General features: G+C 50.2%; 21 protein-coding genes and 1 other RNA gene. 15 read left to right on the forward strand and 7 right to left on the reverse strand.

Annotated elements, in window-relative coordinates; all coding sequences use genetic code 11:
• Positions 1 to 15: 15 nt before the first annotated feature.
• The 3 genes from BZG73_RS02930 to BZG73_RS02940 are packed head-to-tail and all read left to right on the forward strand — an operon-like array spanning position 16 to position 4,038.
• The gene (locus BZG73_RS02930; RefSeq protein WP_077667534.1) at positions 16 to 483 is read left to right on the forward strand and encodes an Lrp/AsnC family transcriptional regulator; all 468 of its coding nucleotides are present in this window, start codon (positions 16 to 18) and stop codon (positions 481 to 483) included.
• 41 nt (positions 484 to 524) lie between these two features.
• Complete coding sequence (locus BZG73_RS02935) at positions 525 to 2,285, forward strand: ABC transporter transmembrane domain-containing protein (RefSeq protein ID WP_077667535.1); 1,761 nt, start codon at positions 525 to 527, stop codon at positions 2,283 to 2,285.
• A complete protein-coding gene (locus tag BZG73_RS02940; protein WP_077578532.1) occupies positions 2,278 to 4,038 on the forward strand; it encodes an ABC transporter transmembrane domain-containing protein in 1,761 nt (586 codons plus the stop codon). Before BZG73_RS02935 ends, BZG73_RS02940 begins: the two co-directional genes overlap by 8 nt.
• A gap of 89 nt (positions 4,039 to 4,127) precedes the next feature.
• Here the strand turns inward: BZG73_RS02940 and tesB are convergent, their stop codons facing one another.
• Positions 4,128 to 4,991 (reverse strand): acyl-CoA thioesterase II, encoded by an 864-nt coding sequence (gene tesB / locus BZG73_RS02945; RefSeq protein ID WP_077667555.1) that lies wholly within the window; start codon positions 4,989 to 4,991, stop codon positions 4,128 to 4,130.
• 99 nt (positions 4,992 to 5,090) lie between these two features.
• On the opposite strand from tesB, the gene BZG73_RS02950 reads away from it, so the two are divergent.
• The 3 genes from BZG73_RS02950 (at position 5,091) to ffs (ending at position 6,500) form a co-directional block, all read left to right on the forward strand.
• The gene (locus BZG73_RS02950; RefSeq protein WP_046073620.1) at positions 5,091 to 5,510 is read left to right on the forward strand and encodes a YbaY family lipoprotein; all 420 of its coding nucleotides are present in this window, start codon (positions 5,091 to 5,093) and stop codon (positions 5,508 to 5,510) included.
• A gap of 39 nt (positions 5,511 to 5,549) precedes the next feature.
• A complete protein-coding gene (locus BZG73_RS02955) occupies positions 5,550 to 6,281 on the forward strand; it encodes a VP0952 family biofilm-associated protein (protein WP_077578531.1) in 732 nt (243 codons plus the stop codon).
• 122 nt (positions 6,282 to 6,403) lie between these two features.
• An RNA gene (gene ffs, locus BZG73_RS02960) (signal recognition particle sRNA small type) lies at positions 6,404 to 6,500 on the forward strand.
• Between the two features lie 642 nt (positions 6,501 to 7,142).
• Here the strand turns inward: ffs and BZG73_RS02965 are convergent.
• Together BZG73_RS02965 and BZG73_RS02970 are read right to left on the reverse strand one after the other, a co-directional pair.
• On the reverse strand, positions 7,143 to 7,541 hold the full coding sequence (locus tag BZG73_RS02965) for a hypothetical protein (RefSeq protein ID WP_235606009.1): 399 nt from the start codon (positions 7,539 to 7,541) through the stop codon (positions 7,143 to 7,145).
• 20 nt (positions 7,542 to 7,561) lie between these two features.
• Complete coding sequence (locus BZG73_RS02970) at positions 7,562 to 8,494, reverse strand: zinc dependent phospholipase C family protein (RefSeq protein WP_077667537.1); 933 nt, start codon at positions 8,492 to 8,494, stop codon at positions 7,562 to 7,564.
• A gap of 397 nt (positions 8,495 to 8,891) precedes the next feature.
• On the opposite strand from BZG73_RS02970, the gene BZG73_RS02975 reads away from it, so the two are divergent.
• From BZG73_RS02975 to BZG73_RS02995, 5 genes are all read left to right on the forward strand, one after another.
• Entirely contained in the window at positions 8,892 to 10,310 is a 1,419-nt protein-coding gene (locus BZG73_RS02975) for an ATP-binding protein (protein ID WP_077667538.1), read from the forward strand.
• Positions 10,307 to 10,951: a response regulator transcription factor gene (locus BZG73_RS02980; protein WP_077667539.1), complete on the forward strand. Its 645-nt coding sequence runs from the start codon at positions 10,307 to 10,309 to the stop codon at positions 10,949 to 10,951. Before BZG73_RS02975 ends, BZG73_RS02980 begins: the two co-directional genes overlap by 4 nt.
• Positions 10,948 to 11,829, forward strand: a complete 882-nt coding sequence (locus BZG73_RS02985) for a DUF2861 family protein (RefSeq protein ID WP_077667540.1) — start codon at positions 10,948 to 10,950, stop codon at positions 11,827 to 11,829. Before BZG73_RS02980 ends, BZG73_RS02985 begins: the two co-directional genes overlap by 4 nt.
• 205 nt (positions 11,830 to 12,034) lie before the next feature.
• Positions 12,035 to 14,170: a glycoside hydrolase gene (locus BZG73_RS02990; protein WP_077667541.1), complete on the forward strand. Its 2,136-nt coding sequence runs from the start codon at positions 12,035 to 12,037 to the stop codon at positions 14,168 to 14,170.
• A 191-nt stretch (positions 14,171 to 14,361) separates the two neighbouring features.
• Positions 14,362 to 15,228, forward strand: coding sequence for an aldo/keto reductase (locus BZG73_RS02995; RefSeq protein ID WP_046073615.1), 867 nt, complete (start codon positions 14,362 to 14,364; stop codon positions 15,226 to 15,228).
• A gap of 50 nt (positions 15,229 to 15,278) precedes the next feature.
• On the opposite strand, the gene BZG73_RS03000 is transcribed toward BZG73_RS02995, so the two are convergent.
• A complete protein-coding gene (locus BZG73_RS03000) occupies positions 15,279 to 15,782 on the reverse strand; it encodes a (R)-mandelonitrile lyase (protein ID WP_077578526.1) in 504 nt (167 codons plus the stop codon).
• A 630-nt stretch (positions 15,783 to 16,412) separates the two neighbouring features.
• Here BZG73_RS03000 and BZG73_RS03005 point away from each other — a divergent pair.
• The 3 genes from BZG73_RS03005 (at position 16,413) to BZG73_RS03015 (ending at position 18,725) form a co-directional block, all read left to right on the forward strand.
• The gene (locus BZG73_RS03005; protein WP_077667556.1) at positions 16,413 to 17,351 is read left to right on the forward strand and encodes an AraC family transcriptional regulator; all 939 of its coding nucleotides are present in this window, start codon (positions 16,413 to 16,415) and stop codon (positions 17,349 to 17,351) included.
• A gap of 31 nt (positions 17,352 to 17,382) precedes the next feature.
• Entirely contained in the window at positions 17,383 to 17,865 is a 483-nt protein-coding gene (locus tag BZG73_RS03010; protein ID WP_158010024.1) for a cyclophilin-like fold protein, read from the forward strand.
• A gap of 65 nt (positions 17,866 to 17,930) precedes the next feature.
• On the forward strand, positions 17,931 to 18,725 hold the full coding sequence (locus BZG73_RS03015) for a carboxymuconolactone decarboxylase family protein (RefSeq protein WP_077667542.1): 795 nt from the start codon (positions 17,931 to 17,933) through the stop codon (positions 18,723 to 18,725).
• 59 nt (positions 18,726 to 18,784) lie between these two features.
• Here BZG73_RS03015 and BZG73_RS03020 read toward each other — a convergent pair whose 3' ends face one another.
• From BZG73_RS03020 to BZG73_RS16240, 3 genes are all read right to left on the reverse strand, one after another.
• Positions 18,785 to 19,261, reverse strand: coding sequence for a Dps family protein (locus BZG73_RS03020; RefSeq protein WP_046073613.1), 477 nt, complete (start codon positions 19,259 to 19,261; stop codon positions 18,785 to 18,787).
• Between the two features lie 167 nt (positions 19,262 to 19,428).
• On the reverse strand, positions 19,429 to 20,808 hold the full coding sequence (locus tag BZG73_RS03025) for an HD-GYP domain-containing protein (RefSeq protein ID WP_077578523.1): 1,380 nt from the start codon (positions 20,806 to 20,808) through the stop codon (positions 19,429 to 19,431).
• Between the two features lie 51 nt (positions 20,809 to 20,859).
• Positions 20,860 to 22,155 (reverse strand): methyl-accepting chemotaxis protein, encoded by a 1,296-nt coding sequence (locus tag BZG73_RS16240; RefSeq protein WP_077667543.1) that lies wholly within the window; start codon positions 22,153 to 22,155, stop codon positions 20,860 to 20,862.
• Positions 22,156 to 22,575: 420 nt separating this feature from the next.
• Between BZG73_RS16240 and BZG73_RS03035 the strand changes: the two genes are divergently transcribed.
• Positions 22,576 to 23,139, forward strand: a complete 564-nt coding sequence (locus BZG73_RS03035; RefSeq protein ID WP_046073610.1) for a GbsR/MarR family transcriptional regulator — start codon at positions 22,576 to 22,578, stop codon at positions 23,137 to 23,139.
• Positions 23,140 to 23,155 lie beyond the last annotated feature (16 nt).

The raw sequence follows: 23,155 nt of genomic DNA on the forward strand, positions 1-23,155 counted from the left end.
ATGGAAAAAAATTTTATGACTATCACTTTAGATGAGATAGATCGCACTTTACTCGCGGCGCTGCAGGAAGATGCTAACTGGTCTGTGGCTGCGTTGGCCGAACGGGTGAATTTAACTACGACTCCCTGTTGGAAGCGGCTGAAACGGCTGGAATCACAAGGGGTGATCCGTGGGCGGGTGGCATTGCTTGACCCCGAAACCGTTGGCCTCGCATTTACCGCTTTCGTTTACATCAAAACCAATGACCACAGTGAGCAGTGGTACAAGACCTTTACCGAAGTGGTGACCGAGTTCCCTGAGGTGATGGAATTCTACCGCATGGCGGGGGAATATGATTATATGATGAAGGTACAGGTAGCTGATATGACTCGATTTGATCATTTTTATAAAAAACTGGTCAATTCTGTGCCAAGTCTGAATAATGTGACATCAACATTCGCCATGGAAGCGCTTAAGTATACCACCGCCTTACCGATCCGATAGGTCGTGCTGATGATAAAAGGCGGGGATAAAAAGGAGACCTCATGAAGGTGTTTTGGCAGTTAGGCTGGTTTTTTAAACGTGAATGGCGTCGTTATGTCGGCGCTATGATTATTTTGGTATTTGTCTCTGTCTTTGAGCTCATTCCACCGATGGCCGTGGGCCATGTGGTCGATGGCGTGGTTGCTGGAGAGATTTCTACTGAGCTACTGATGTGGCTACTTGCGGGTATGCTGGCCATTTGGGTGGTGGTATATGTGCTGCGCATTGTGTGGCGAGTCTGGCTGTTTGGTGCTGCGGCTGAGCTTGGCACTGTGCTGCGCAACCGGCTTTATGATCATTTTACTCGCCAATCACCGCATTTTTTCCGTCGCTATCCGAGTGGCGATATCATGGCGCGTTCTACCAATGATGTGAAAGCGGTGGTGATGACGGCCGGTGAAGGGGTTCTGACCGCTGGGGATTCTATTATCACAGGCGTCGCCGTGCTCATTGTGATGGTGAGCCAAATTAGCTGGCAGCTCACACTCTTAGCCCTGTTACCGATGCCGGTAATGGCAGTACTGGTTAATCGCTTTGGTCGCCGTTTGCACCATACCTTTACTGAATCGCAAGCGGCGTTTTCTGAGCTGTCAGAGGTGAGTCAGTCCTCACTGTCGGCGGTGCGTATGGTACGTGCATTCGGCTTAGAGCAGCACCAGATGAATCAGTTTAATCAAGTTGCCGATCGTACCGGGGAGAAAAACCTCGCGGTGGCACGGGTTGATGCGCTGTTTTCGCCGGTGATCCAAGGCACCATTGGCGCTTCGTTTTTCCTAACCGTGTCTGGCGGCGGCTACTTGGTCGCTAACGGTGAGATTTCGCTTGGGGATCTTACCGCATTTACCTTGTATCAAGGTTTGATGATTTGGCCGATGCTCGCAGTGGCGTGGCTATTTAATATTATTGAGCGTGGGCGCGCCGCTTGGACGCGGATAGATGCGTTGCTGCAAGAGCAGCCGGACATTGTTGGTGGTGACACGCCGCTGCCTGACACCATGCAGCCGTTAGCACTGGCCATTGAGCAGTTTAAGTGGCAACCGGATGACAGTTTTGCCCTCAAATATATCCATGTGGCGCTTCCGCCTGGGGCCATGCTGGGGATTGCCGGTCCAGTCGGCAGTGGTAAATCAACCTTATTGCAATTGCTACTTCATCTGACCCAGCTTGAAAAAGGCGATATTCGCTATGGTGATGTGTCGATAGCGGAGGCTGATTTGTCGTCATGGCGACAACGTTTTGCGGTAGTGACGCAAACGCCGTTTTTGTTTTCGCGCTCGATTGCGGAAAACATCGCTCTTGGTCGTCCGGATGCGACCCAAGTGGAAATCGAACAGGCGGCGAAACTTGCCTGTATTGATGAAGACATCCGTCAGCTGCCGCACGGGTATGAAACCGCAGTCGGTGAAAAAGGGATCACCTTATCTGGTGGTCAAAAGCAGCGGATTTCGATTGCCCGCGCTTTGTTGGTGGAAGCGGAGTGCTTGATTTTGGATGATGCCTTGTCAGCCGTTGACGGTGACACCGAGCACCGTATTTTGCAGAACCTGCAACAGCATCAGCACACCCGTACCACGATTGTGATAGCCCACCGCTTATCGGCACTCGAAAACGCCGATGAAATTGTGGTACTCAGCCACGGGCAAATCCGAGAGCGTGGCCAGCATCGCCAATTGATTCAACAGCCAGGATGGTATCAAGAAATGCACCAATATCAGCAGCTGGAAGCGGCATTGGAAGCCGATGAGGAGCCGCGTCATGACTAAGCGAGAGATCTTATTTCGATTGCTAAGCTACATGCGCCGCGACAGGCGTCAATTTGTGATTGCCACGGTTTTCTTGCTGGTGGCGGCTGTGGCCGAAGTAACAGGTCCTTATTTGGTGCAAATCTTTCTCGATAATTATGTCGCCAAAGATCATTATCCGGCGGTGATCATGTGGGCACTGGCGGTGGGTTATATCGTATCGACCATTGTCTCCGCGGGCTTTCAGTATCAGTACGAGCTGCGTTTTAACACCATGGCGGTGGCCATCATTCAACGTATTCGTAAAGCGGTGTTCGCCAACGTGATTAAACAGCCTCTGTCAGCCTTTGATTATGTGCCAATGGGGCGGATTGTATCGCGCTTGACCAATGACACCGAGTCGTTAAAAGAGCTGTATGTGTCGGTGCTTTCTACCTTTTTACGTAACATCGCACTGATTGGTGTGATGCTGGTGGCGATGCTAATGCTCAGTGTGCAACTGACAATGGTGGTGTTGGTGCTACTGCCGTGTGTGGTGCTGGTGATGGCGCGCTATCAAAAACGTTCAGCGCCTGCGTATCGTCGGGCACGAGATCGGCTCGCAGACATCAACGGGGTGATGAACGAATCTGTGCTCGGCATGAATTTGATTCAGCTAATGCAGCAAGAGCGGGCGTTCTCCTCGCGATTCAGTGATATGACTGCGGATCACCTAGATGCCATGGTGACTATTCAACGCCTGAACGGGATCTATCTTCGCCCTTTGATTGATTTATTGGCAGGGGCCGCGTTGCTGTCTTTGGTGGCTATCTTCGGTTTTAGCGGCACAGCAGTAATTGGGGTCGGGGTGCTGTACGCCTTTTTAAGCTATTTGGGGCGGATCACCGAGCCATTGATTGAAATGATGCAGCAACTGTCACTACTTCAGCAGGCTATCTCGGCCGGTGAGCGGCTTTTCGAAATGATGGATACGCCGCCTGAGCAATATGGCCATGACACCACGCCGATCCCTGATGGAGCCATTGCACTGCAGAATGTATCGTTTTCCTACGACGGTGAAACACCGGTGTTGTCAGACGTGAATGTAGACGTCCCGGCCGGCGGCTTTCTGGCGTTGGTGGGACATACGGGCAGCGGTAAATCAACTTTGGCGTCGTTACTGATGGGATTTTATCGCGCAGGTGAGGGGACGCTGACGCTGGGTGGATTACCGATCGAAAGCTTGAGTCATCAAAGCTTGCGTGAGGGCGTTGCCATGGTGCAACAAGACCCGCACATGCTGACGGGGAGTTTGCGAGAAAACATCGCGTTGGGGCAGACGCTGGACGATGAAAAAATCTGGCATGCGCTCGAACAAGTGGCGCTGGCAGATTACGTGAAAGGGTTGCCAGCGGGGCTGGATACCTTACTTGGCGAGGGCGGGATGACCTTTTCTGCCGGTCAGCGCCAGCTGTTGGCTCTGGCGCGCGTGTTAGTGCGTCAGCCTAAAATTCTGATCCTTGATGAAGCCACCGCCAATATTGACTCCGGCACCGAAGAGCTTGTGCAACAGGCGCTGAATCGGTTACGCCAACAGATGACGGTGGTGGTGATTGCGCACCGCTTATCGACCATTGCCGAGGCCGATAACATCCTCGTCTTGCATCGTGGCCGTGTGATTGAGCAAGGGCGTCATCAAAGCCTGCTGCGTCAGCAAGGCCGCTACTGGCAGATGTATCAACTCCAGCAAGCCAGCGCGCATTTAGCCGCATTAGAGGAAGAAGCGCAGGTGTAGCGGCTCAGTCATGAGTGAAGCAATCAAAAAGGGGCGCAATGCCCCTTTTTTGTGCTGCTCAGACTCGCTCGGGTTAGAGACGTTGATGGTTAGGAGATCTTACGCATCAAACCCTCTTGGGTCGCTGAAGCAACAAGATCGCCTTGCTGATTAAAAAGTTCGCCGCGTACAAAGCCACGCGCGCCACTGGCGGAGGGGCTTTCAATCGCAAACAGTAGCCACTCATCCATTCTAAACGGGCGGTGGAACCACATGGAGTGATCAATGGTGGCCACTTTCATGCCCGGCGTAAGTAGCGTCACTGCATGAGGCTGCAACGCCGTGACCAAAAAGCCCCAATCGGCGGCATAGCCGAGTAAATACTGATGGACATGAAAATCGTCGCCGACTTCACCATTGGCGCGGATCCACAGATATTGCTTAGCCGGCGCGGAATGGGGTTTAAGTGGGTTGATCACTGTGGCAGGCCGCACTTCAATCGGCTTGTCACCCCCAAAGGCTTTGACCACATTAGGGGGAAGCTTGTGAGCGATATCATTGACAAGTGACTGCTCAGAGCGCAAGGTCTCGGGCGCTGGCACGTCTGTCGGCATGGTGTTTTGATGCTCAAAGCTTTCTTCCTCTTCTTGATAAGAGGCGGTGAGATAAAAAATCGGTTTGCCGTACTGCACGGCTTTTATTCGCCGTGTGCTGAAACTTTTTCCGTCTCTGAGTATCTCAACATCATAGATGATCGGCTGCTCAGGATCGCCTGGGCGCAGAAAATAGCTATGGAATGAATGCAAAAAGCGATCAGGGTCAACCGAGGTTTTGGAGGCCGATAAGGCCTGTCCAATCACTTGCCCACCATACACTTGGGGGAGTCCAAGGTTCTCACTTTGACCGCGGTACAGGCCAGTGTCTAGTCGCTCAAGCTCTAGCAGCTGTAAGAGTTCTTTCAGTGGTTGGCTCATAAGTCCTTGATTCATGCTATGCTTCCATTGTTATTGTTCAAGCTATCATAACCTTAGCGTTTTTGCCGCATTTGAACGTGCTTCAGTGAGGATTCTTTAATGAAGAAACTAACGTTTCTATTGTTCGCCTTATTCACTGCTTTGGTGTTTACTGCTTGTTCTGGAAATAGCCAACCTAATGATTTAGCAAATGTTTCTGGTAGCTTGGTGTATCGAGAACGCCTTGCGTTGCCCGAAAATGCCAGTGTGACAGTGCGCTTGGTAGAGATTAAAAACATCGATGCGCCAGGCAAAGTGATCAGTCGACAGTCTTTCGTGACGGAGGGGCAACAAGCGCCTCTGCATTTTTCCCTCAACTATGATCCGAGCCAAATTACGACGACGCACGATTATGTGATCACCGCCCAGATCGATGTGAGTGATCGGCCTCTGTTTATTACCAATACGGTCAATAAAGTGATCACGGATACGAATCATACCTATGATCCAACGCTAACACTGGTGCGTGCGGGGCATTGATCGCTACACTGGTGAGAGATATCCGCACAAGGAGTGTGCATGCGAATCTCACTGTTTCTCTGGCCCGTGTTGGTGCTGACGGTTATCGCTGTCGCGGGGATTAGCGCCACGTTTTCCCTGAATAGTCTAGCGATTGGCGCGTCTGCTTTATTCTTTTTCTATCCAGATAAATTCGCGAGTTGGTGCTTAGCGCTAGCGATGGCGATTTTTGCCTTTACCTTGCCACATCTCCCTGCGCTGTTAGCCGCGAGCACGCTATTGCTTTTGCCGGCTTTGTCTCTCTGGTTCAATCCCGACCGACATCCACACGTCAAGCTATTACTCGGTGCGGTGATGGTTGCCATGTTCGCGGGGATGATGGCTTTGCAATCTGAAGCTAAATTGGGTGGCTCACCGAGTACTCTCGCGCTGCAAACGCTAGCACTCGTGGGGTTATGGCTTGCGATCAGATATTGGCCAGGTTACCAGCCTCCCCATCGCGGGGCCTGGCTGTTACTGCCTGTATTAGTGGCGGTGAGTGGCTGGCCTGCTGCGTTATGGAGTGCGACAACGGTGATGATTATTTGGTTGTTACAGTGGGTGGGATTCACACCACAATTTGCTCGCTCACGTCACCTTGCCTTGCATCTTATCCCGAGTATTCCGTTTTTGGTGATTACGTGGATTACTCCTGGACAACTCACGCTGTCGCTATTGGTCGCGTGGGCCACCATGCTTGCGGCGATTTGGGTTGGTGAGTATTTGCTATTGGAAGAGCCGGACGATCAGTAGGAAAATTGCCTAGAAGATAAACAGTTAACGAATGAGGTCATGAATCCTCCTTGCATTGCATCCAGCCTTGCCACATAATGCCCCGCAGTTAAGCAAGCTTAACGACATATCGATGGAGGCCTCCTTGGTTCTCCCGCAACACTATCTTGTGTACTGGGTCAGGTCCGGAAGGAAGCAGCCCGCGCTTGGGACGTGTGTGCCGGGATGTAGCTGGGGAGGTCTCCGCCCTTTCTGCTCTTCTCTTTCTCACACCATAAGTTTGCACAGTTACAATTACTTGCAATAAAACGACATGCGATAAAATCCCATCTAGCGTTGAAATCTAAAGCTTAGAGAACAGTGCCGGTCTTACCGTTGAATTCTCAATGGAGCTCGATACCGGCTTTCACCTCAAATCTTGCAAGGAAGTTGTGGGTTTCGAGGTTTAGCCAGAAGGTTTTGCTACCAAATTGAAGGTAAAACTTTCCTTATACGCCAGGTGTTCGAGTTAGCTATAAAGACGGACGTGAGGCATTTCTGAAGATAAAGCCTGCCAGTAGAATTGACGGGATGAGTTTCGTCGGCAGTTTGTCGGCAAGATGGCTGTAGCGAAGTTTTAGGCATTTCCCCTTTAACTGGTAACCAATAACCAGATCAGAGTTAATTCAGTCCCATATAATCTAAAACTGTTGCACAGTTATACATGTACTGCTGGCATACATGCTACAAGCACAGTTGTTCAAATTGGTGCAGCTGGATTAGTCGCCATCAACGACCTATCACAGCGGATTCATGTGTCTAAAAGCCAACGTGCTGGCGTTAACTTCACGTAGGCAATTGGCAGAATTGAAGGGCAAGGACAGGCTTACCCTCAATAAGTTTTTAGTTTGAGCAAAGTGCTACGGCATCAAGGTTAATACTACAGGTATTTGGTCTTGGTGATTTCCAGTAGATCTTGTCAAATTCAGCGTTGCAGCCAGCGTCCTCCATAAGTGCCACGTCACCGTCACATATCAGCATGACTGCATTGCCTCCTTGAAACTCTTGTAGTAATCGATAGTTAGTCACTTTCGCTTCTTGGGCGAGCACCTCGAGCTCTGGCAGCTGATTGGGATTAGTCAAGGTGGCATTTGAGATAATCTCTTCTTGGCTGAGTCCTTCGGTATTTCCCCACTTAAGCTCACCGTCAATAGCTTGGGATACATCTTTAAGAATAGATGCCATGTCATACATCACTTCATCCGAGTATTTGGCTTGCGTAGAGCAAGACGCTATAGCCATAAGCATTGCAAGAGCAGTGATTAATCGCATTGATTCCCCCAAGCTGTCAGCTGGCCGTTTTCACAGCGACCTGTATCTAAATTCCAATTTTTGAAGAAGTCTGTTTCGGCGTTTTCAAACACAGCGGCTGCGGCTTGCTCCCAAAATAACTTGACTGTGTCGATGGCCTTATCAAAGACTTCGTCATAGTGTTTAGCTCCATCGGGCGTTTCGAGGCTTTCGATAAAAGTTGTATCGACTTCATCGGGAAGAGGGTAGGTTAAGCCCTGTTGTGAAGCAACATGCCGAGCCCAAGGAAACAAGCGATGGGACTCTTCGGCGTTATCTACAACTGTTTGGAATCCTTTATGCCAAGCGTTGATGTTTGGCTGACATTCATTGGCGTAGCCAGGGTAGGCAGCATTAAGCGCCATGAGCCAGATGTCGTTGATAATCGGATCAATGGAACTGTCGTCGTTGATATCTACGCAGCTTCCTATGTTTTCTTTTACACGGTCAGCCATGCCAATATTGCCCAGCTTCAATCGAGAATACCAGATAAAGGCATCCTGATTCATTTCACAAATACGGTGGGCTTTAGCGTTTTCAGCATAAGGACCAACTTTCATCTCAACGACGGGATGAATGGTTATATCAGCAGCGACGTGTGCTACAAAGCCACATAACCATGCAAAGGCTTTTTCGCGATGTTCGCTATTGACTAATTTCACTTGCTGAATGAGAGCATTTATCAACTTGCCGACATTGTTGTAATGCATTTCGTCAGCCCATTTTTTTTGGTCTGAATCCATGAGATCCAGGTAAGGGTAATCGGGGCTGACGCAACCGAGCTCCAAATACCTTTTGTTTTGAGCTAAAGCTTTTTTGGCTTCTAGAGGCATTTTTAGAGACATCAAAGCGTTGCTCGCAGAAGCCACGTTAACGGAGGTAATATGAGCAAAAGCGCCTGGCATAATCTTCTCCCTTCATATTGAGTGGTTGAGTTTACTATGTAATGCGCTTGTTGTTTTTGACTTAAATCTTATAAGAGACAAAGATTTAAAGACTACAAATTGTATTCACCTTTGTATTAATCAAGATGTTGTTTAGCTGGTGGCTCGTTGTTCTGTCTTTACTATGGAGGGTATGGCGTCATATATCTCCTAACCCATTGATCTCATGTTCAGCTTTGAACCGTTATCGTGTCGGCAACATCTTCTTTTCTTCTTCTTATGTTTCGCCGTGTGCCCCTTTTTAATCTATTCATGCGATACGTCGTTTCATTGGTGAACGGTGATGTTGACACTCGGATGACACAGCCCCTGACCGCTTAGCTATGATTTAATCATTGGCGCTGGTAGCGTAAGTGTGATGGTCCATAAGGGTGGCAAAGTGGTGTTTCGAGCGTTAGCAGCGTTATTGTTGGCTTTACTCAGCAGCCAAACGGTGGCCAGTGAGCTGCACACGCAACTGAAAGGATTTTATGATAAGGCCTGGCAAACGGGCACCTTGATGGTTGCACAGCCGGCACTAAATGCCTATCCGCAGTCTTTATTGGTTAGCCAGTCGCAGTATCCTGATTTCGAGGATGTTGATTGGCAGGACTTAAACGCGCTACACCAAGTGGTGCAAACGTGCCAGCCGACCCCCAGTATCGTGTCCCCCTTTTTGTTAGCCGCCCAGCGCTTTGAATTGGCTTTGTGCCGTGATGAGCCTTTATCCATTGAGTGGTTTGAGCAAAATCCGCTGCTCCATCCTGCCGGTGGAAGTTATGCAGAGCGCTATGTGTCAGCACGTGGTATCGCCACGCCGTCACCTGAACTGATACAACGTTTTACCTTAGCCAATGAAAAACATCCCCTACATGCCGCACTGAATGCTCTCAGTCAGGCTGGCCGCGACGCGTTACTTAGTGGTTACCGTGCGTATTTAGATGGCGGGCGCCTGTGGCTTAACGGCGAAGAAGGGTGGAAGGCGCTGTCTCATGAACAATGGGCACCAATTGCTGAACAATATCGTTTGAGTTTATCGACGGATACCACGGGATGTGATTACCGTTATGGCAATATTTGTAATCAACTCCACCCGGCCTATCGTGGCGTGATGATTGCGGTGTTGGTAGCGGTTTTTTGTGCGCTGATAGTTGGTTTAGCTCGTAGCCTATACGATCGATACCAGCAGCGCCGTGAGCGTCAGTTTATCCTGCAGTTACTGACCCATGAGCTTAGAACGCCGATTGCAAGTTTAGGCATGACGGTGGAAATGTTGCGCAGCCAGTTCGACTTGCTTGAGCCCAGCACGCAAGATGTGCTTTGGCGATTACTGGCGGATCATCAACGCCTAAGTCAGCTGACAGAGACCAGTAAGGGCTATTTAAGTACCGATAAACGAGAGCAATTTAAGTTACAAACTGCGTCCTTATCGGAGTGGCTAGATAATATTTGCGATTGCCTAGAGGTTGACTACACCCTTGAGCAAGATAAAACACTGACGTTGCCTTTCTACTGGTTATCCATATGCTTGAAAAACCTGATTCAAAATGCACATCATCATGGCGGTGATCAAATTTGGATTCGTGTATGCGTGGACAAGCGCGTGCGTGTTTGTGTGTATGATAACGGTGTTTTTCCATCCTGGTGGCAAAGGCTGTGGCGGCGATATAAGTCGTCACCGTCAGAAAGAAACATGGGGATTGGATTGTTTTTAGTGGCGCGTCTAATGCGTCAAATGGGAGGGAAGCTAGTGATCAAGCGCCACCCAACCTGCTGTATTCTGGAGTTGCCGCAATGAGCCACCTATTGTTGATTGAAGATGACACCTTATTAGGGGAAGGCTTACGCCAGTTTTTGGTACAGCAAGGGTTTGAATGCACCTGGCTGGCCGAGAGTAATAAGGTGGATAAGCATTGGTTTCATGCCGATTTGGTGATTTTAGATCGCCAGCTCGCCGATGGCGATAGTTTAGCGCATCTGCCTCATTGGCTGTCTTTAAAAGCAGTGCCAGTGATCGTATTGACAGCCAAAATTGAGGTTGAGCAACGGGTTGAGGGCTTAATGGCCGGCGCCAAAGATTATGTGGTTAAACCCTTTTCACATCAGGAGCTCTTGGCGCGCATCTATGCCCAGTTGCGGCCCTTAGGAGAAAGCCAACTCGTATACGGGCAGATCACGGTTGAACCTGGATCCCGCAATGTGTATTGGCAAGACCAAGACGTGACGCTCAAGCCTAAAGAGTTTGATTTATTGCTATTGCTGTTACAAAACCAAGGGCGGGTTTTTCATCGCGAAGAGCTGCTCAATAAAATATGGGGATATCAGGCATTTCCTACCACGCGCACGGTTGACAACCATGTGTTGCGGCTACGACAAAAGTTACCCGGTTTAGCGATAGAGACGCATCGCGGTGTCGGGTATCGGTTGGTGGTGCTATGAACGGGTTTGGCTACCACTTACTGGTGATAGCATGCATGGTCTGCAGCTTCAGCGTCCGTGCTGAGCAAGCTTGGTTCCCAAAAACACCGATGCAGGAAACCTATCAGGCCCTCCTCGCAGAGAGGCCTAAAGTGGCGTGGCAAGAGCTTATTTTTGCGCTATCTCAGCAGCAGATACCGACTGAGCATTGGGCGAAGATCAAGTACGCGATCATCAATCAAACGGATTGTGGCCAACAGTTAACTGAGCCCAACGGTAAAGGGATCCCTCAAGGGTTGACCATTGCCTTTGTACGACGGGCAGGCGCGTCAAGTCTTGGCTATGAAATCAAACTTTCTGCCGAGCAGGTCGAGCGTGATACCTTGCTAACCCTCACTGATCCTACCGGGCAAACGGTGCTCAATGAGATCTTGAACGCGAAAAGTGGGTATCAAGAAATTGAATCAGGGCAACTATTTACCCAAATTATTCCTGGTATTTATGAGTTAAAAATGGGTGGTCAGCATTATAGTTTGGTGGTGTATGGGCTGCCACGCCGCCCTTGGGTAAAACTGATAGGTCATCCTGATCAACAGCTCGCAATCGATTTGCCCTATACGCCTTTGAGTTGTTCGCCAGCCGCTGCACACTGGTTGTGGCTTGATGACGCCTATCGCTGGGTCGAACAAACGCCGATTTATTTGTCCGGCCGCGCAGACAACTCCCACGCGCCAACCAAGATAAAATTGCCCTCTTCATCGCTTGTTAATGCGGAGCATTTAAGCGTCACTGTCAGTCACTTTGAGTATCAAGGCGCAATAAAAGTCAACTATGTTGAGCGATTGSCGTTGCCGCTGCCCAATGCTGCCATCCGCACAGAGGCTGTTAATAGCGAATAAAGAGACATCGAGGTGACAAATGAGGGAGGACGTTAGCATTTAATAGCGCGCTGACATCAACTGGAGACAGCGCGTGAATCTATCATCTTTTTATTTTTCTTGTGTTGCATGTGGCCTGACGCTATTCAGCCTAACTGCCTACGCAGCGCCTCTCACTTTGACCCATCAAGATACACACGTCACCATTAACCCTAGCGATCTGAGGATGCACTGGGACAGTCTGCCCATTAATGACGCTAATTTGGCAGTGGGTCAGAAGCCCCAGCAGGTGGTGAATATACGTCACCCAGCGCCAAATCAAGTTAACTGGCGCTGGATGCCTGCCAATATCGAGGTATCTGCCACCTTGGATAACGCGTTGACGTTGTCTATGTCGTTGGATGACAACGCTAAAGTGACACGCCAACGCCCCGTTTCAGTGAATTGGTTTAATTTACCGGTCGAGGACACCCAAGCCTTATTATTGCCGTTTAGCGAAGGAATGCGAATACCCACGGATCATCCGCAATGGGTTGACTATCTGCAGGCAAGCCGAGATGGTGCGAATACCACGCAAGATCTAAAAATGCCGTTTTGGACGGCTCAGATAGGTCGTCAATATGTCAGTTACCATCTAGTCACCGCCACCAATAACCGACTGAGTTTTGCTCGCAAACATGACAAACTCGCGACGGGCGCGGTTCATACCTTTACGCCGTTAAATCGCCATGACCCCTTTGTGGTAAGGATTAAACCGGGTCAGCATCCATTGGATGGGGCTAAATGGTATCGCCAGTGGCGGCAAGAGCAGCATCAAGCAACCTCGTTGGCGAAAAAAGTGCAACAAAACCCTGAAACGGCCAAGCTAATTGGCGCGACCCATGTGTATTTATTTGGTCAAGGACCGCTTGCGCGTGATGATGTGAAGGATTGGTGGGGACTGAAACATTGGGCGCTGAATACGTCACTATTGCCGCTTGATGATGAGACCAAAGCGGCGCTCCGAGAGCTTTCCGGTGACCAAGGCTGGTTTAGCAAATATCATAAAAACACTTTGGTGAATGGCATTAATCGTGCGTTGGCAGAGATCTTTTCGGCGACCGCTCCCACCGAAAAAGACAATACCATCAAACAGCAGTATCAGGCCGCGCAGCAACGTAAAAAGTGGTTAGCTTCGAGGGCAGGACAGTACCTTAAACCGGCAGACCAGTGGGGGCAGGGGCTTTCCACTGAGATGCTCGACAGTTTACACAAAGCGGGTATCCGTCAATTGTGGTTAGGCTTGGACAATTGGATGCCGGCATTTTATCAGCCGCATGTCGTCGAAAAAGCCAAGCAAGCGGGCTATTTAATTGGCCCCTATGACTCCTACAATACCGCGATCCCACGTGGCGTGAACGATAGCTGGCTGACTGCACAATTACCGGATGTGATGCGCACATCGTGTGCGATTGAACAGCGCAATGGCAAATTGAAAAAAGGGTTTCGCGGCAACGGCTTCTATCTCAATCCTGCCTGTGATGTTGATTATGTCGCTCAGCGTATCGCCGATATCATTAAATATGGACATTTCAATAGCTTGTTTATTGATGTGGATGCGACTGCGATGGCGCGAGAAGATTATCGCCGTGATACTCGCGAAGTCGATATGCTGGCGGCGTTCAATCAACGGATGAAATCGATCGTAGATCGTCAGGCTGTCGTGTTGGGCTCGGAAGATGGCAACAGTTTGACCACGCAGGGCATCGCTTTTGCTCATGGCCTAGAAACGATTGGTTTTGGATGGACAGATAAAGACATGAAGTCTAATCGTGCATCTCCCTATTATCTCGGTCCTTGGTATCCGGATAACAAGCCCGCTTTTTTCTTTCAGCCGGCGAAAGTGAAGCCGCTGTACCAAGCATTGTTATTTGCGCCCCAATTTCGTATCCCGCTTTATCAAGCGGTGTTCCATGATGAGGTGATCAATAGCCACCACTGGCATAGCGATAGCCTAAAGTTTACCAATGTTCGTGCTGAGAGAGATTTAATAGCCATGCTTTATAATGTGCCCGCCATGGTGCATTTAAGTCGTGATGAAGCAACGTCGCCATCGCAACCTCGGATTCGTGCGATTAAACATTACCAACAGGGCTTTATGCCAATTCATCAAGCCCTTTGGGACAAAGCCTTGGTGGACTTTCGTTGGTTGGATGAACGCGGACGCGTGCAGCAGACCCAATTTAGCGATGGGTCGACGCTAACCGCCAACTTTACCGACCAACCAGTCGGTATGTCGGGCATCACTGTGCCCGCAAAAGGCTTGGTGGCGCAATTGAGTGATGGAACGCAAGTGGTTTGGTCTGTGTCTGAGCAGGATTAAGGTTCGCTAATAGGATATAAGAAAGCGCGTTCACGTTCTGTACGATTAGGCAATAAACCGCAAGGAATGCGTATTAATCAATGAGCCTGATTCGAGCATCATTTGGGTCATAAAGCGAGGTCTAATCACTTCGCTTTAATGCTCCCGCTGGCAGGGAGCCCTCAACTAGTTAAATAGATGGAGCGATCGAAATGATACTCGAAGAGACTTATTCACTAACGAATGGTATTGCGATTCCGAAGCTGGCTCTTGGAACCTGGATGATTGAAGGTGAATCCGCAACAAATGCTGTAACTTCGGCCATTGAACTTGGCTATCGGCACATTGATACGGCTCAGGATTACGGTAACGAAGCGGAAGTAGCCGATGGTGTGCGCGCCAGTTCCGTTGAGCGTGAGCAGATTTTCGTCACCAGCAAGCTGGCCGCCCGTCACAAGACCTATGAAGATGCCGCTGCTGCGATTGACGAATCCCTCGAAAAAATGGGGTTAGACTATCTGGACCTGATGATCATCCACAGCCCGCAACCCTGGGATCACTTCGGAACTGAAGACCGATTTGCTAAAGGCAACCAGGAAGCCTGGCGCGCCCTGGAAGACGCCTACAATGCCGGAAAACTGAAAGCCATCGGGCTGTCCAACTTCCAGGAAGCAGACATTGATAACATCGTCCAGCATAGCCGTGTCGCGCCGATGGTTCATCAGGTCCTGGCGCACGTGACCAATGTGCCGACGGCGTTGATCGAGTATTCACGTAATAAAGGCATGCTGGTAGAAGCTTATTCTCCGGTAGGGCATGGTGAGCTTTTCAAAAACGAGGCGATTATCAAAATGGCGGAGAGATATCAGGTGTCTGTGCCACAGCTGTGCATTCGTTATGACCTGCAACTCGGCCTTCTGCCGCTGCCTAAAACGGCGAAGCCGGCTCACATGGCCAACAATGCCGATGTGGATTTCGTCATTTCAGAGGCGGACATGCAGTCGTTGAGCGCCTTGGAGCCCATTCGGGATTACGGCAACGCAAGTCAGTTTCCGGTATTCCAGCAAGTTGATGGGTAAATCCCGGGATCGAAAAAAGCCCCTCTATCGTTGGAGGGGCTTTTTCGTTGTTACTCGACCTTTGCCAGTGCTTTTTCGTAGTCTTCGTTGCTTACCTTTTCTTTCCAGATCACGTTTTCACCATCTTTACTGGCGGTCACAACGAAGTGCTTCATGGGCGCGTCCGGTGTTGTGCCATGCCAGTGATCGAGATCGGGTGGGCACCACACTGCTTCGCCCTCATGAAACTTGATGACATGACCATCCCGCGTGCCAGTCAGTGCGGTGCCTTGGGTCACCACCATGTGCTGACCGGCAGGGTGTTCATGCCACGCCGTACGAGCGCCTGGTGAGAAAGTGACGTAGGCACCGCTATAGTGGGCACTCTCGTTGCTTGGAAAAACAATGTCTACCTGAACCTCTCCGGTGAAAAGATCGCTCGGCCCGGCAAAGGATTTCTGCGTGTCCTCGGAGTAATGGGTCTGACTGTGGGATTCTTCGGCTGTTGCACTTGAGCCGACGGTCATACCCACCAGGGTTGCCGCTACGCTTTGAAACAGGGATTTTTTGAACATAGTTATGTCTCCATATCAGTATTTGATCGGTTTGGATGCCACATATTGATTAGAACACCTGATCCCTGGCCTTTTTTATCCACATCCTGTTCGTTTATTGCTCATTTCTCTTTGTTTCGCCTAAATGAGGTGATCAACTATTATTCGATAGTATTTAATGCGCGCCATTGTTTACGGACCACGGTTCAGAAAAAAGCTTCAGGTACGTTGTCAAGCTGATGAAAACGAAAGTAGTAAAGCTTTTTTGGGAATGAATGGCGTGTCGAAATTGTTGATTTGCTCGGGGGCGTTGCATCTTCAATACCCGAAGTTTGGCCAATAGGGGAAAGTCGTTCAGTCTGTTAACACCGAGGATTGGAACCCGTGTAAACCTGGACGGTGCGCAATCAGAGCGATTTAGCAACTGGTGGGAATAGGCAATATCGTGGTTGTGCGGTAACAAATTCTGTAAGCCATTAGCCGGCTAGGCGGAGATAACCCAATACTCTCGATTTATTGCCTGATTCTACGGGCAAGGCGGGGTAGACGTGAACTGCTGCGGTAAATGAGCTTAAATGGTTACAGACCACCCAAATGACGATCTGGTCACTCATCAAGTTGGAACAGAGATTACTTAAGGGGCATAGGATCATGTCTGATACCGACAAATCTGAGAGCTACCGGCCCGAATTAGCCTGGGATCGCGGGGCGAAAGGTCTGGCCTCCAGAATCGAGATGCTGACTGGGGACGCGAATCGTCTGGATACGGACATCCAGGGGCTCTGTCTTCATCGCTGGCCGCACCCCACTGACCCTACCAGCTACATGTTGGCGCCCAGTATTTGCCTGATTGGCCTGGGCCGTAAACAGGTGGTGGTCGGGGAAGACACATTCCTCTACGACGCCAGTCAGTTCTTGATTACCTCTATTGATCTGCCAGTAGTCTCCAAAATCATCGAAGCCTCCAAAGAGAAGCCGTATCTGGGGCTCACCATGGAGATGGATTTTCAGATGCTGTCGCAGCTGATCATGGATAACCCGGCCCACATCGCGCGCGAGCAAACTGATAAGTCCCTGGGCATTGCGGTCAATAATGTCGATGCGCCGTTGCTTGACGCCTTCAATCGGTTGCTGGACCTTGTGGACGAGCCGGAGGACAGTGCCGTACTGGCACCACTCATTCAACGCGAAATTCTCTACCGGCTGCTGAAAGGAGATCAGGGCGCACGCCTTCTAAATATGGCGGCCTCTGGCCAGAACGGTTATCGGATTTCCAAAACCATTGAGTGGCTGAAGAAACATTATCGGGAGTCCATAAAAGTGGAGGAGATGGCTGGCCGGGCGGGGTTGAGCGTCTCCGCCTTTCATCACCATTTCCGTGCAATGACCGCGATGACACCTCTTCAGTACCAGAAGCGCATGCGACTCAGCGAAGCGCGTCGATTGATGCTGACCGAGCATGTGGATGCCTCACGGGCCGCTTTTCAGGTGGGGTACGAGAGCCCATCACAATTCAGTCGTGAATACAGCCGGATGTTTGGAGCTCCGCCGATGCAGGACATTCGCAATTTAGTACAGCAGTCTGCCTGACCGGTTCGTGCTGAATCTTGAAGAACTTTGTATGAAACCTTTTCGGTTGAAGAAAACCCCACTTTCTCTGCTACTTATTTTGCTTACCCTGGCGGGGGAGGTTTTATCTGTGTCGGCCGAGCCGCAATCCCGTTTAACTGAGGAGAAATCCATGCGGAATCAAACAGACATCATTCTGAACATAGACGGTTCGATCGTCCAAGTGCGACTGGCAGACTCGGTTGCCACACGGGATTTTCTGGCGCAGCTGCCACTGACACTGGAGTTTGAGGATTATCACGGTATTGAAAAGGTCAGTGACTTGCCAAGCCGCCTTTCAACGGATGATGCGCCAGCTGGCTTTGACCCGCAGGTGGGAAGCTTCACCTACTATGCCCCCTGGGGAAACCTTGCAATCTTTTACCAGGATTTCGGCTACGCAAATTCGCTGGTCAACCTTGGAACGGTCGTCAGTGGGATGAAGCATTTAAAGAGATCCGAACGGTTCACAGCCACCATCTCTCTGGCTCCGTAGCCGTTTTCGCCTCTCGCTGGAGAAAAGTCACATTACCTACCAACCCATCATTGGAAGACTTTGCTATGAGAAAGCTTGCACATACCGTTGTACCATTGGCTCTTTGCTTTTCCGGGGTCGCGTTCGGGCAGGGCCCCGCCTCAGGTCCGGAGCTCAGTCTGCCGGGAAGCGCGCCATCCTTGGAGCAGATTCGATCGGTCTCGCCTGCCTTGGCGTCCTACACGGAGAACCTAGTTCTGGAAGAGGTCTGGAACCGTCCGGGGCTGTCTGCCCGTGACCGAAGTGTTGTTACGTTGGCTGCGCTGATCTCCCGCAATCAGCAGGTCGAGCTGCCTTACCACGTCAACCTGGCGCTGGATAACGGGGTTGAGCCCTCCGAAATTTCAGAGCTTATTACCCATCTGGCGTTTTATTCCGGGTGGGCGAACGCCATTTCTGCCGTTGCTGTTACTGCGAACGTCTTCGAAGCCAGAGGTGTAAAGGCCTCTGAGTTGCCTGCGGTATCGCCGGAGCTTTTGCCGCTGGATAAAGAAGCTGAGGTGAAACGCCAAACCTTCGTGCAGGACACCTTTGGCGAGGTGTCGCAGGGTGTGGTGGACTATACCGAAAGTGCGCTCTTCCTGGATCTCTGGCTCAGGCCAGGATTAAAGCCTAGGGATCGAAGCCTCGTGACCGTCAGTGCACTCATCTCTACCGGCAAAGTCGAACAGGTTCCGTTCCATCTGAACAAGGCAATGACCAATGGGCTGAGTGAGGAGCAAGCCTCAGAAGTACTTACGCATCTCGCGTTCTATGCTGGTTGGCCGAACGTTTTCTCGGCGATGCCGGTAGTGAAAAAGGTATTCGCGGATAGAGATTAACTCACGAACAAAACCCGATCAGGCGACCTCGAAGGATAGCCTTCGAGGTCGCAGGGAGATTAGTTGAGGTAAGCGTTGAGCATCCACATCAGTTTTTCTTGTTCACGGATGTAATCGCTCATCAGTGCAGATGTTCCTTCATCGCCGGCATCACCAGCAAGGTTCATGATATCGCGTTGTAGGCCAATCAGAACGCTAAAGCCTTCGACCAGCGCACGTACGCCAGCTTGACCATTCGCTTCGGGTGCGTGCTCTTTAATTTCACTGACCTTCAGGTACTCGCTGAAGCGATGCTCGGCGGTGCCACCGATGGTGAGAATGCGCTCAGCCACTTCATCAATCTTGGTTTGAAGATCGGTATAAATCTCTTCAAATTTGGTATGCAACTCGAAAAAGTCGTTGCCTTTGATGTTCCAGTGAAAACCACGCACATTGGTGTATAGCACTTGGTAGTTCGCCAATAGCGTATCCAAACGCGCGCCTAGGTCGGCGGCTTTGCTGCTGTCTAGTCCAATCAATGCTGCTTGCTTACTCATTTAATGCCTCCTTAGTGGCAAATCAATGTGTTCGACCCTTCGCTTATCGCGAGTGCCAAGCACTGGAAACGGTTCGTTCCAAACGATGTAAATAGAGTAACTACCCGATATAAAAAAAGAAAATGGAGTTAACCTATATACGCGATAGGTGATATCTATGATGTGATCTAGGTATCGTCATGAACAATAAAGTGGTCAGGCAGTCGCTCGAGGCCAGCAATTAGCGCCTGTAAACATTGCGTGTCAATGGCAGTCCCTGTCTCCTCTTTCATGATCGAGAGGGCTTTGTTCATCGGAATAGGGCCACGATAGGGGCGCTCTGCAGTGATCGCATCGAAAATATCCGCGGTGGTGATAATGCGAGTGAGCAAAGAAATGTCATCGCTTTTGATACCTTCAGGGTACCCAGTACCATCGAGCTTTTCGTGATGGGCGCTGGCGAACTTGGCGAGGTGATCGAATTGGTGGATTTTCGATAAGATGGTTTTGCTCAGTGCTGCATGGCGTTTAACGTGCTCCCATTCGTCGTCATCCAGTTTTCCCGGTTTATCGAGCACATCATTGCTCACGCCGAGCTTGCCAATATCGTGCAGTAACGCGCCACGCTTTAGCCATTTTTTATCCTGTTCACTGATGCCAAGTTCATCAGCAATTAAGCTGGCGTAAACGGCCACGCGCTCGCTGTGTCCGGAGGTGAAAGGGCTTTTGGCATCAACAATGCGTCCGAAAGCCGCCGCAATGTCATCCAGATAGTCATCATCGACCCAGATACATGTGTCTGCCGGCGTCATCGACAGTACGTCTTCTTTTAATGCGGGGCTGTCCAGCTGCTGCCAAAACTGCGGATCGCGCGCTATCTGTAAAAAGGTGTCGACGAGCGTCGGATCAAACCAAGTACCGCGGCGGTTTTTTAGCTCGCTGAGTGCGGCGTCGACACCGGACTCGGTTCGGAACACATCAATGACCTGTGTCATCAATGCGATGCGCGAAAACAAAGGGATCTGTTCGGCTTTTAACTGGTCAGGACGCCCTCCGCCATCATAGTGTTCATCCAGCGCATAGATGGCTTCAGCAACGGTTTCATTAAAACGCAAATCGCGTGCGACATCGGCTCCGCGGGTACATCGTGTTTCAATCAGCTCTTGCGCATACATGTCACCGTTGCGGATGATATCAAGTGTCGTCGAGAGCTTTTGCATGAAGCCGCGTTTGACGCCGGTATTTTTAAGTACAAAGTTGAGTACGCTGGACAAGCTACCATCGACAACTTTGTAGCTTTGTTTAAAGGCCAAGTCGTTGGTGAGGTAAAGCTCACAGATCCGTGCCGCATTGCTGCTGCAGCCCGCATCTTTTAGCAGCAACGTATAGAAAAGATCATGACGTTGTTGATCATCGAGCGCTAAGGCGTCAGCGAGTTTCATTCCTAACCACGTGCAGCGCATACAGTGCTCAGGAGGCTGCCCCTCCGTCATATCCAACGCGGTACTTAACGCCAAAATGAGCTCCGATAATTTCAACTGTGTGGCGCTGCTGGCTTGGGTGTGCATGTTATTCCTTATCCTTGATGCTCATCGCGACCGGATGGCAATGACCGACAGTTAGTGTGTCAGGCGACGAACGGTAGCAGAGACCTCTTCTGCACCAGCATGAATATCGGTCATCACAGTATCGGCGGCGGTTACCTTTTCCTGTCCGAGCGTAGATTGTTCAGTGACTTTTGCCATCGCATCGCTTACCCCTTTGATCAGTTGTAGGTTTTCATCGACGACATCGGCAATTTCGGTGGTAGATTGGCTGGTACGTTGTGATAAACCGCGCACTTCATCTGCGACGACGGCAAAACCACGTCCTTGTTCGCCGGCGCGTGCGGCCTCAATCGCTGCGTTCAATGCTAGGAGGTTGGTTTGTTCCGCGATCTGCTTAATGGTGGTCACGATGTTTTCGATACTTTGTGCGTGCTCACTCAATTGATTGACTTGATTCGCGGCTTCGCCCGCTTGGTCGGTCACGCTTTGTGATAAGGTCACGGCCTCTTGCAGCAGTGCACTGCCTTTTTCACTATCGCTAAGGGTTTGTTCTGACGAAGCTTGAGCGAGTTCAGCCGCTTGATTGACCGCTTGGTTTCGTTTCACCGTATCGGTGATGGCGGTAGCGAACTTGATCACCTGACGCACGTTTCCCTCCACATCAAAAACGGGATTATAGGTGGCTTCCAACCACACCTCATTGCCATGTTTGTCTCGGAGCAGGTATTGCCCGGAGGTGAATTGTCCTCGAGCTAAATTCTCCCAAAAGTCAGGGTTTTCATCATAAAAGTCCTGATCACAGAAGAGGCGGTGATGCTGGCCTTTGATCTCGTGATCTTGGTAGCCTACCGCGGTGAGGAAGTTATCGTTGGCACGAATAATCGTGCCATCCGGTTCAAATTCAATCACAGCCAATGAGCGATTAATCGCCGCCAATATGGCTTCTTGTCGACGCGCATCCTGGTGCGGCTTGGTGACATCCGCGGCTAGCTTGCGAATACTGACTACCTTACCGCTGGCATCTTTAATGGGGACATAGGTCGCTTCCAGCCAAATCTCCGCGCCGGTCTGATGGCGGCGACGAAACACCCCTTTTTGTGACTTTCCTTGTGCGAGCGATTGCCAAAACTGCCGATAGCTTGATGCTTGGCTGGTTTCCTCGAAACAGACCGTGCGATGATGCTGTCCGATCACTTCATCGTAGGTGTAGCCGATGATATTTAGCAATTTGTCATTAACATCGGTAATAATGCCATCGGGTGTGAAGGTGATGGTCGCAATATGTGCTTGGATAGCGTTGAGTTCTGCTTGGAGCGAGGCTTTTTCTGCTCGGCAGGTGTCCAGCTCTCGCTGCGTCTTTTTGAACATGACAGCAAACTTCCTTTTGTTCAGGTATTAATCATTGGTGCGCCATGTCGAATCGTTATAAGTTCGCGCACGCTGAGGAGTATAGCGCCTAGCGATGTCTCGCATGTGACATTGTCCCCAAATATATCGTGGTTTCCAGTATAAAAAACCATTTCTGTTGAGAGACTCGATGTTTATAAACCTCTCAATTGTGTATCTGTTTGTGTGTTTCCCCTTTCTTTTGCGTCTGTGAATACGTAATCTGTGTGACTTCGATCATGTTTAATCATAGCCGACTGTAACGTATCCATAACCTCTCCTTACGTTTGCTTACAACTTCGCTTTTCTATTTTCAATAATTTCTGAAATTTCCAAATTTTCATTGATCCCCCGCAAAGAAACTCCGTATTATTTCTCAAAGGCACTGCGAGGGAGATCAAGATGGAGCTGTCACAAGAACTACGTAATGTGGTGATGCACTTTGGTGAAATGGGAAGTCGTTGGGGCTTTAACCGTTCGGTGGGCGAAATGCTGGCACTGATTGTTTTGAGTGAGCATCCACTGAGCGCAGACGACATTGTGTCGGCACTCAACATTTCTCGTGGCAATGTCAGTATGGCAACCAAAGAGCTGCAAGGCTGGCACTTGATCCGTTCGCAGCGCACCCCTGGAGATAGAAAGGACTACTTTGTGCCGAATGGCACTATCTGGGAATTGGCGCAGCAAGTTCTCGCCGAAAGGAAGAAGCGAGAAGTCGACCCTACCTTATCTATGCTGCGCTCACACTTTATGCGGAGTGAAGACGACGCAGAGAGTCACTCGGTTAAACAGTTGCACGAAATCCACGATCTCCTAGAGCTGTTTAACCACTGGTTTGACGATGTGCAGCAAATGAAACCTGAACATCTAAAAAACTTGATGAAGCTGGGTAGCAGTGTCGGCAAGCTTCTTGAGCTGTCCGGCAAGCTGTTTCACAGCAAATCCAACGAAGAATCGGGTAGTTAACCTCCTGAGGGTAATG

The organism is Salinivibrio siamensis, assembly GCF_001996005.1.
GTDB lineage: Bacteria > Pseudomonadota > Gammaproteobacteria > Enterobacterales > Vibrionaceae > Salinivibrio > Salinivibrio siamensis.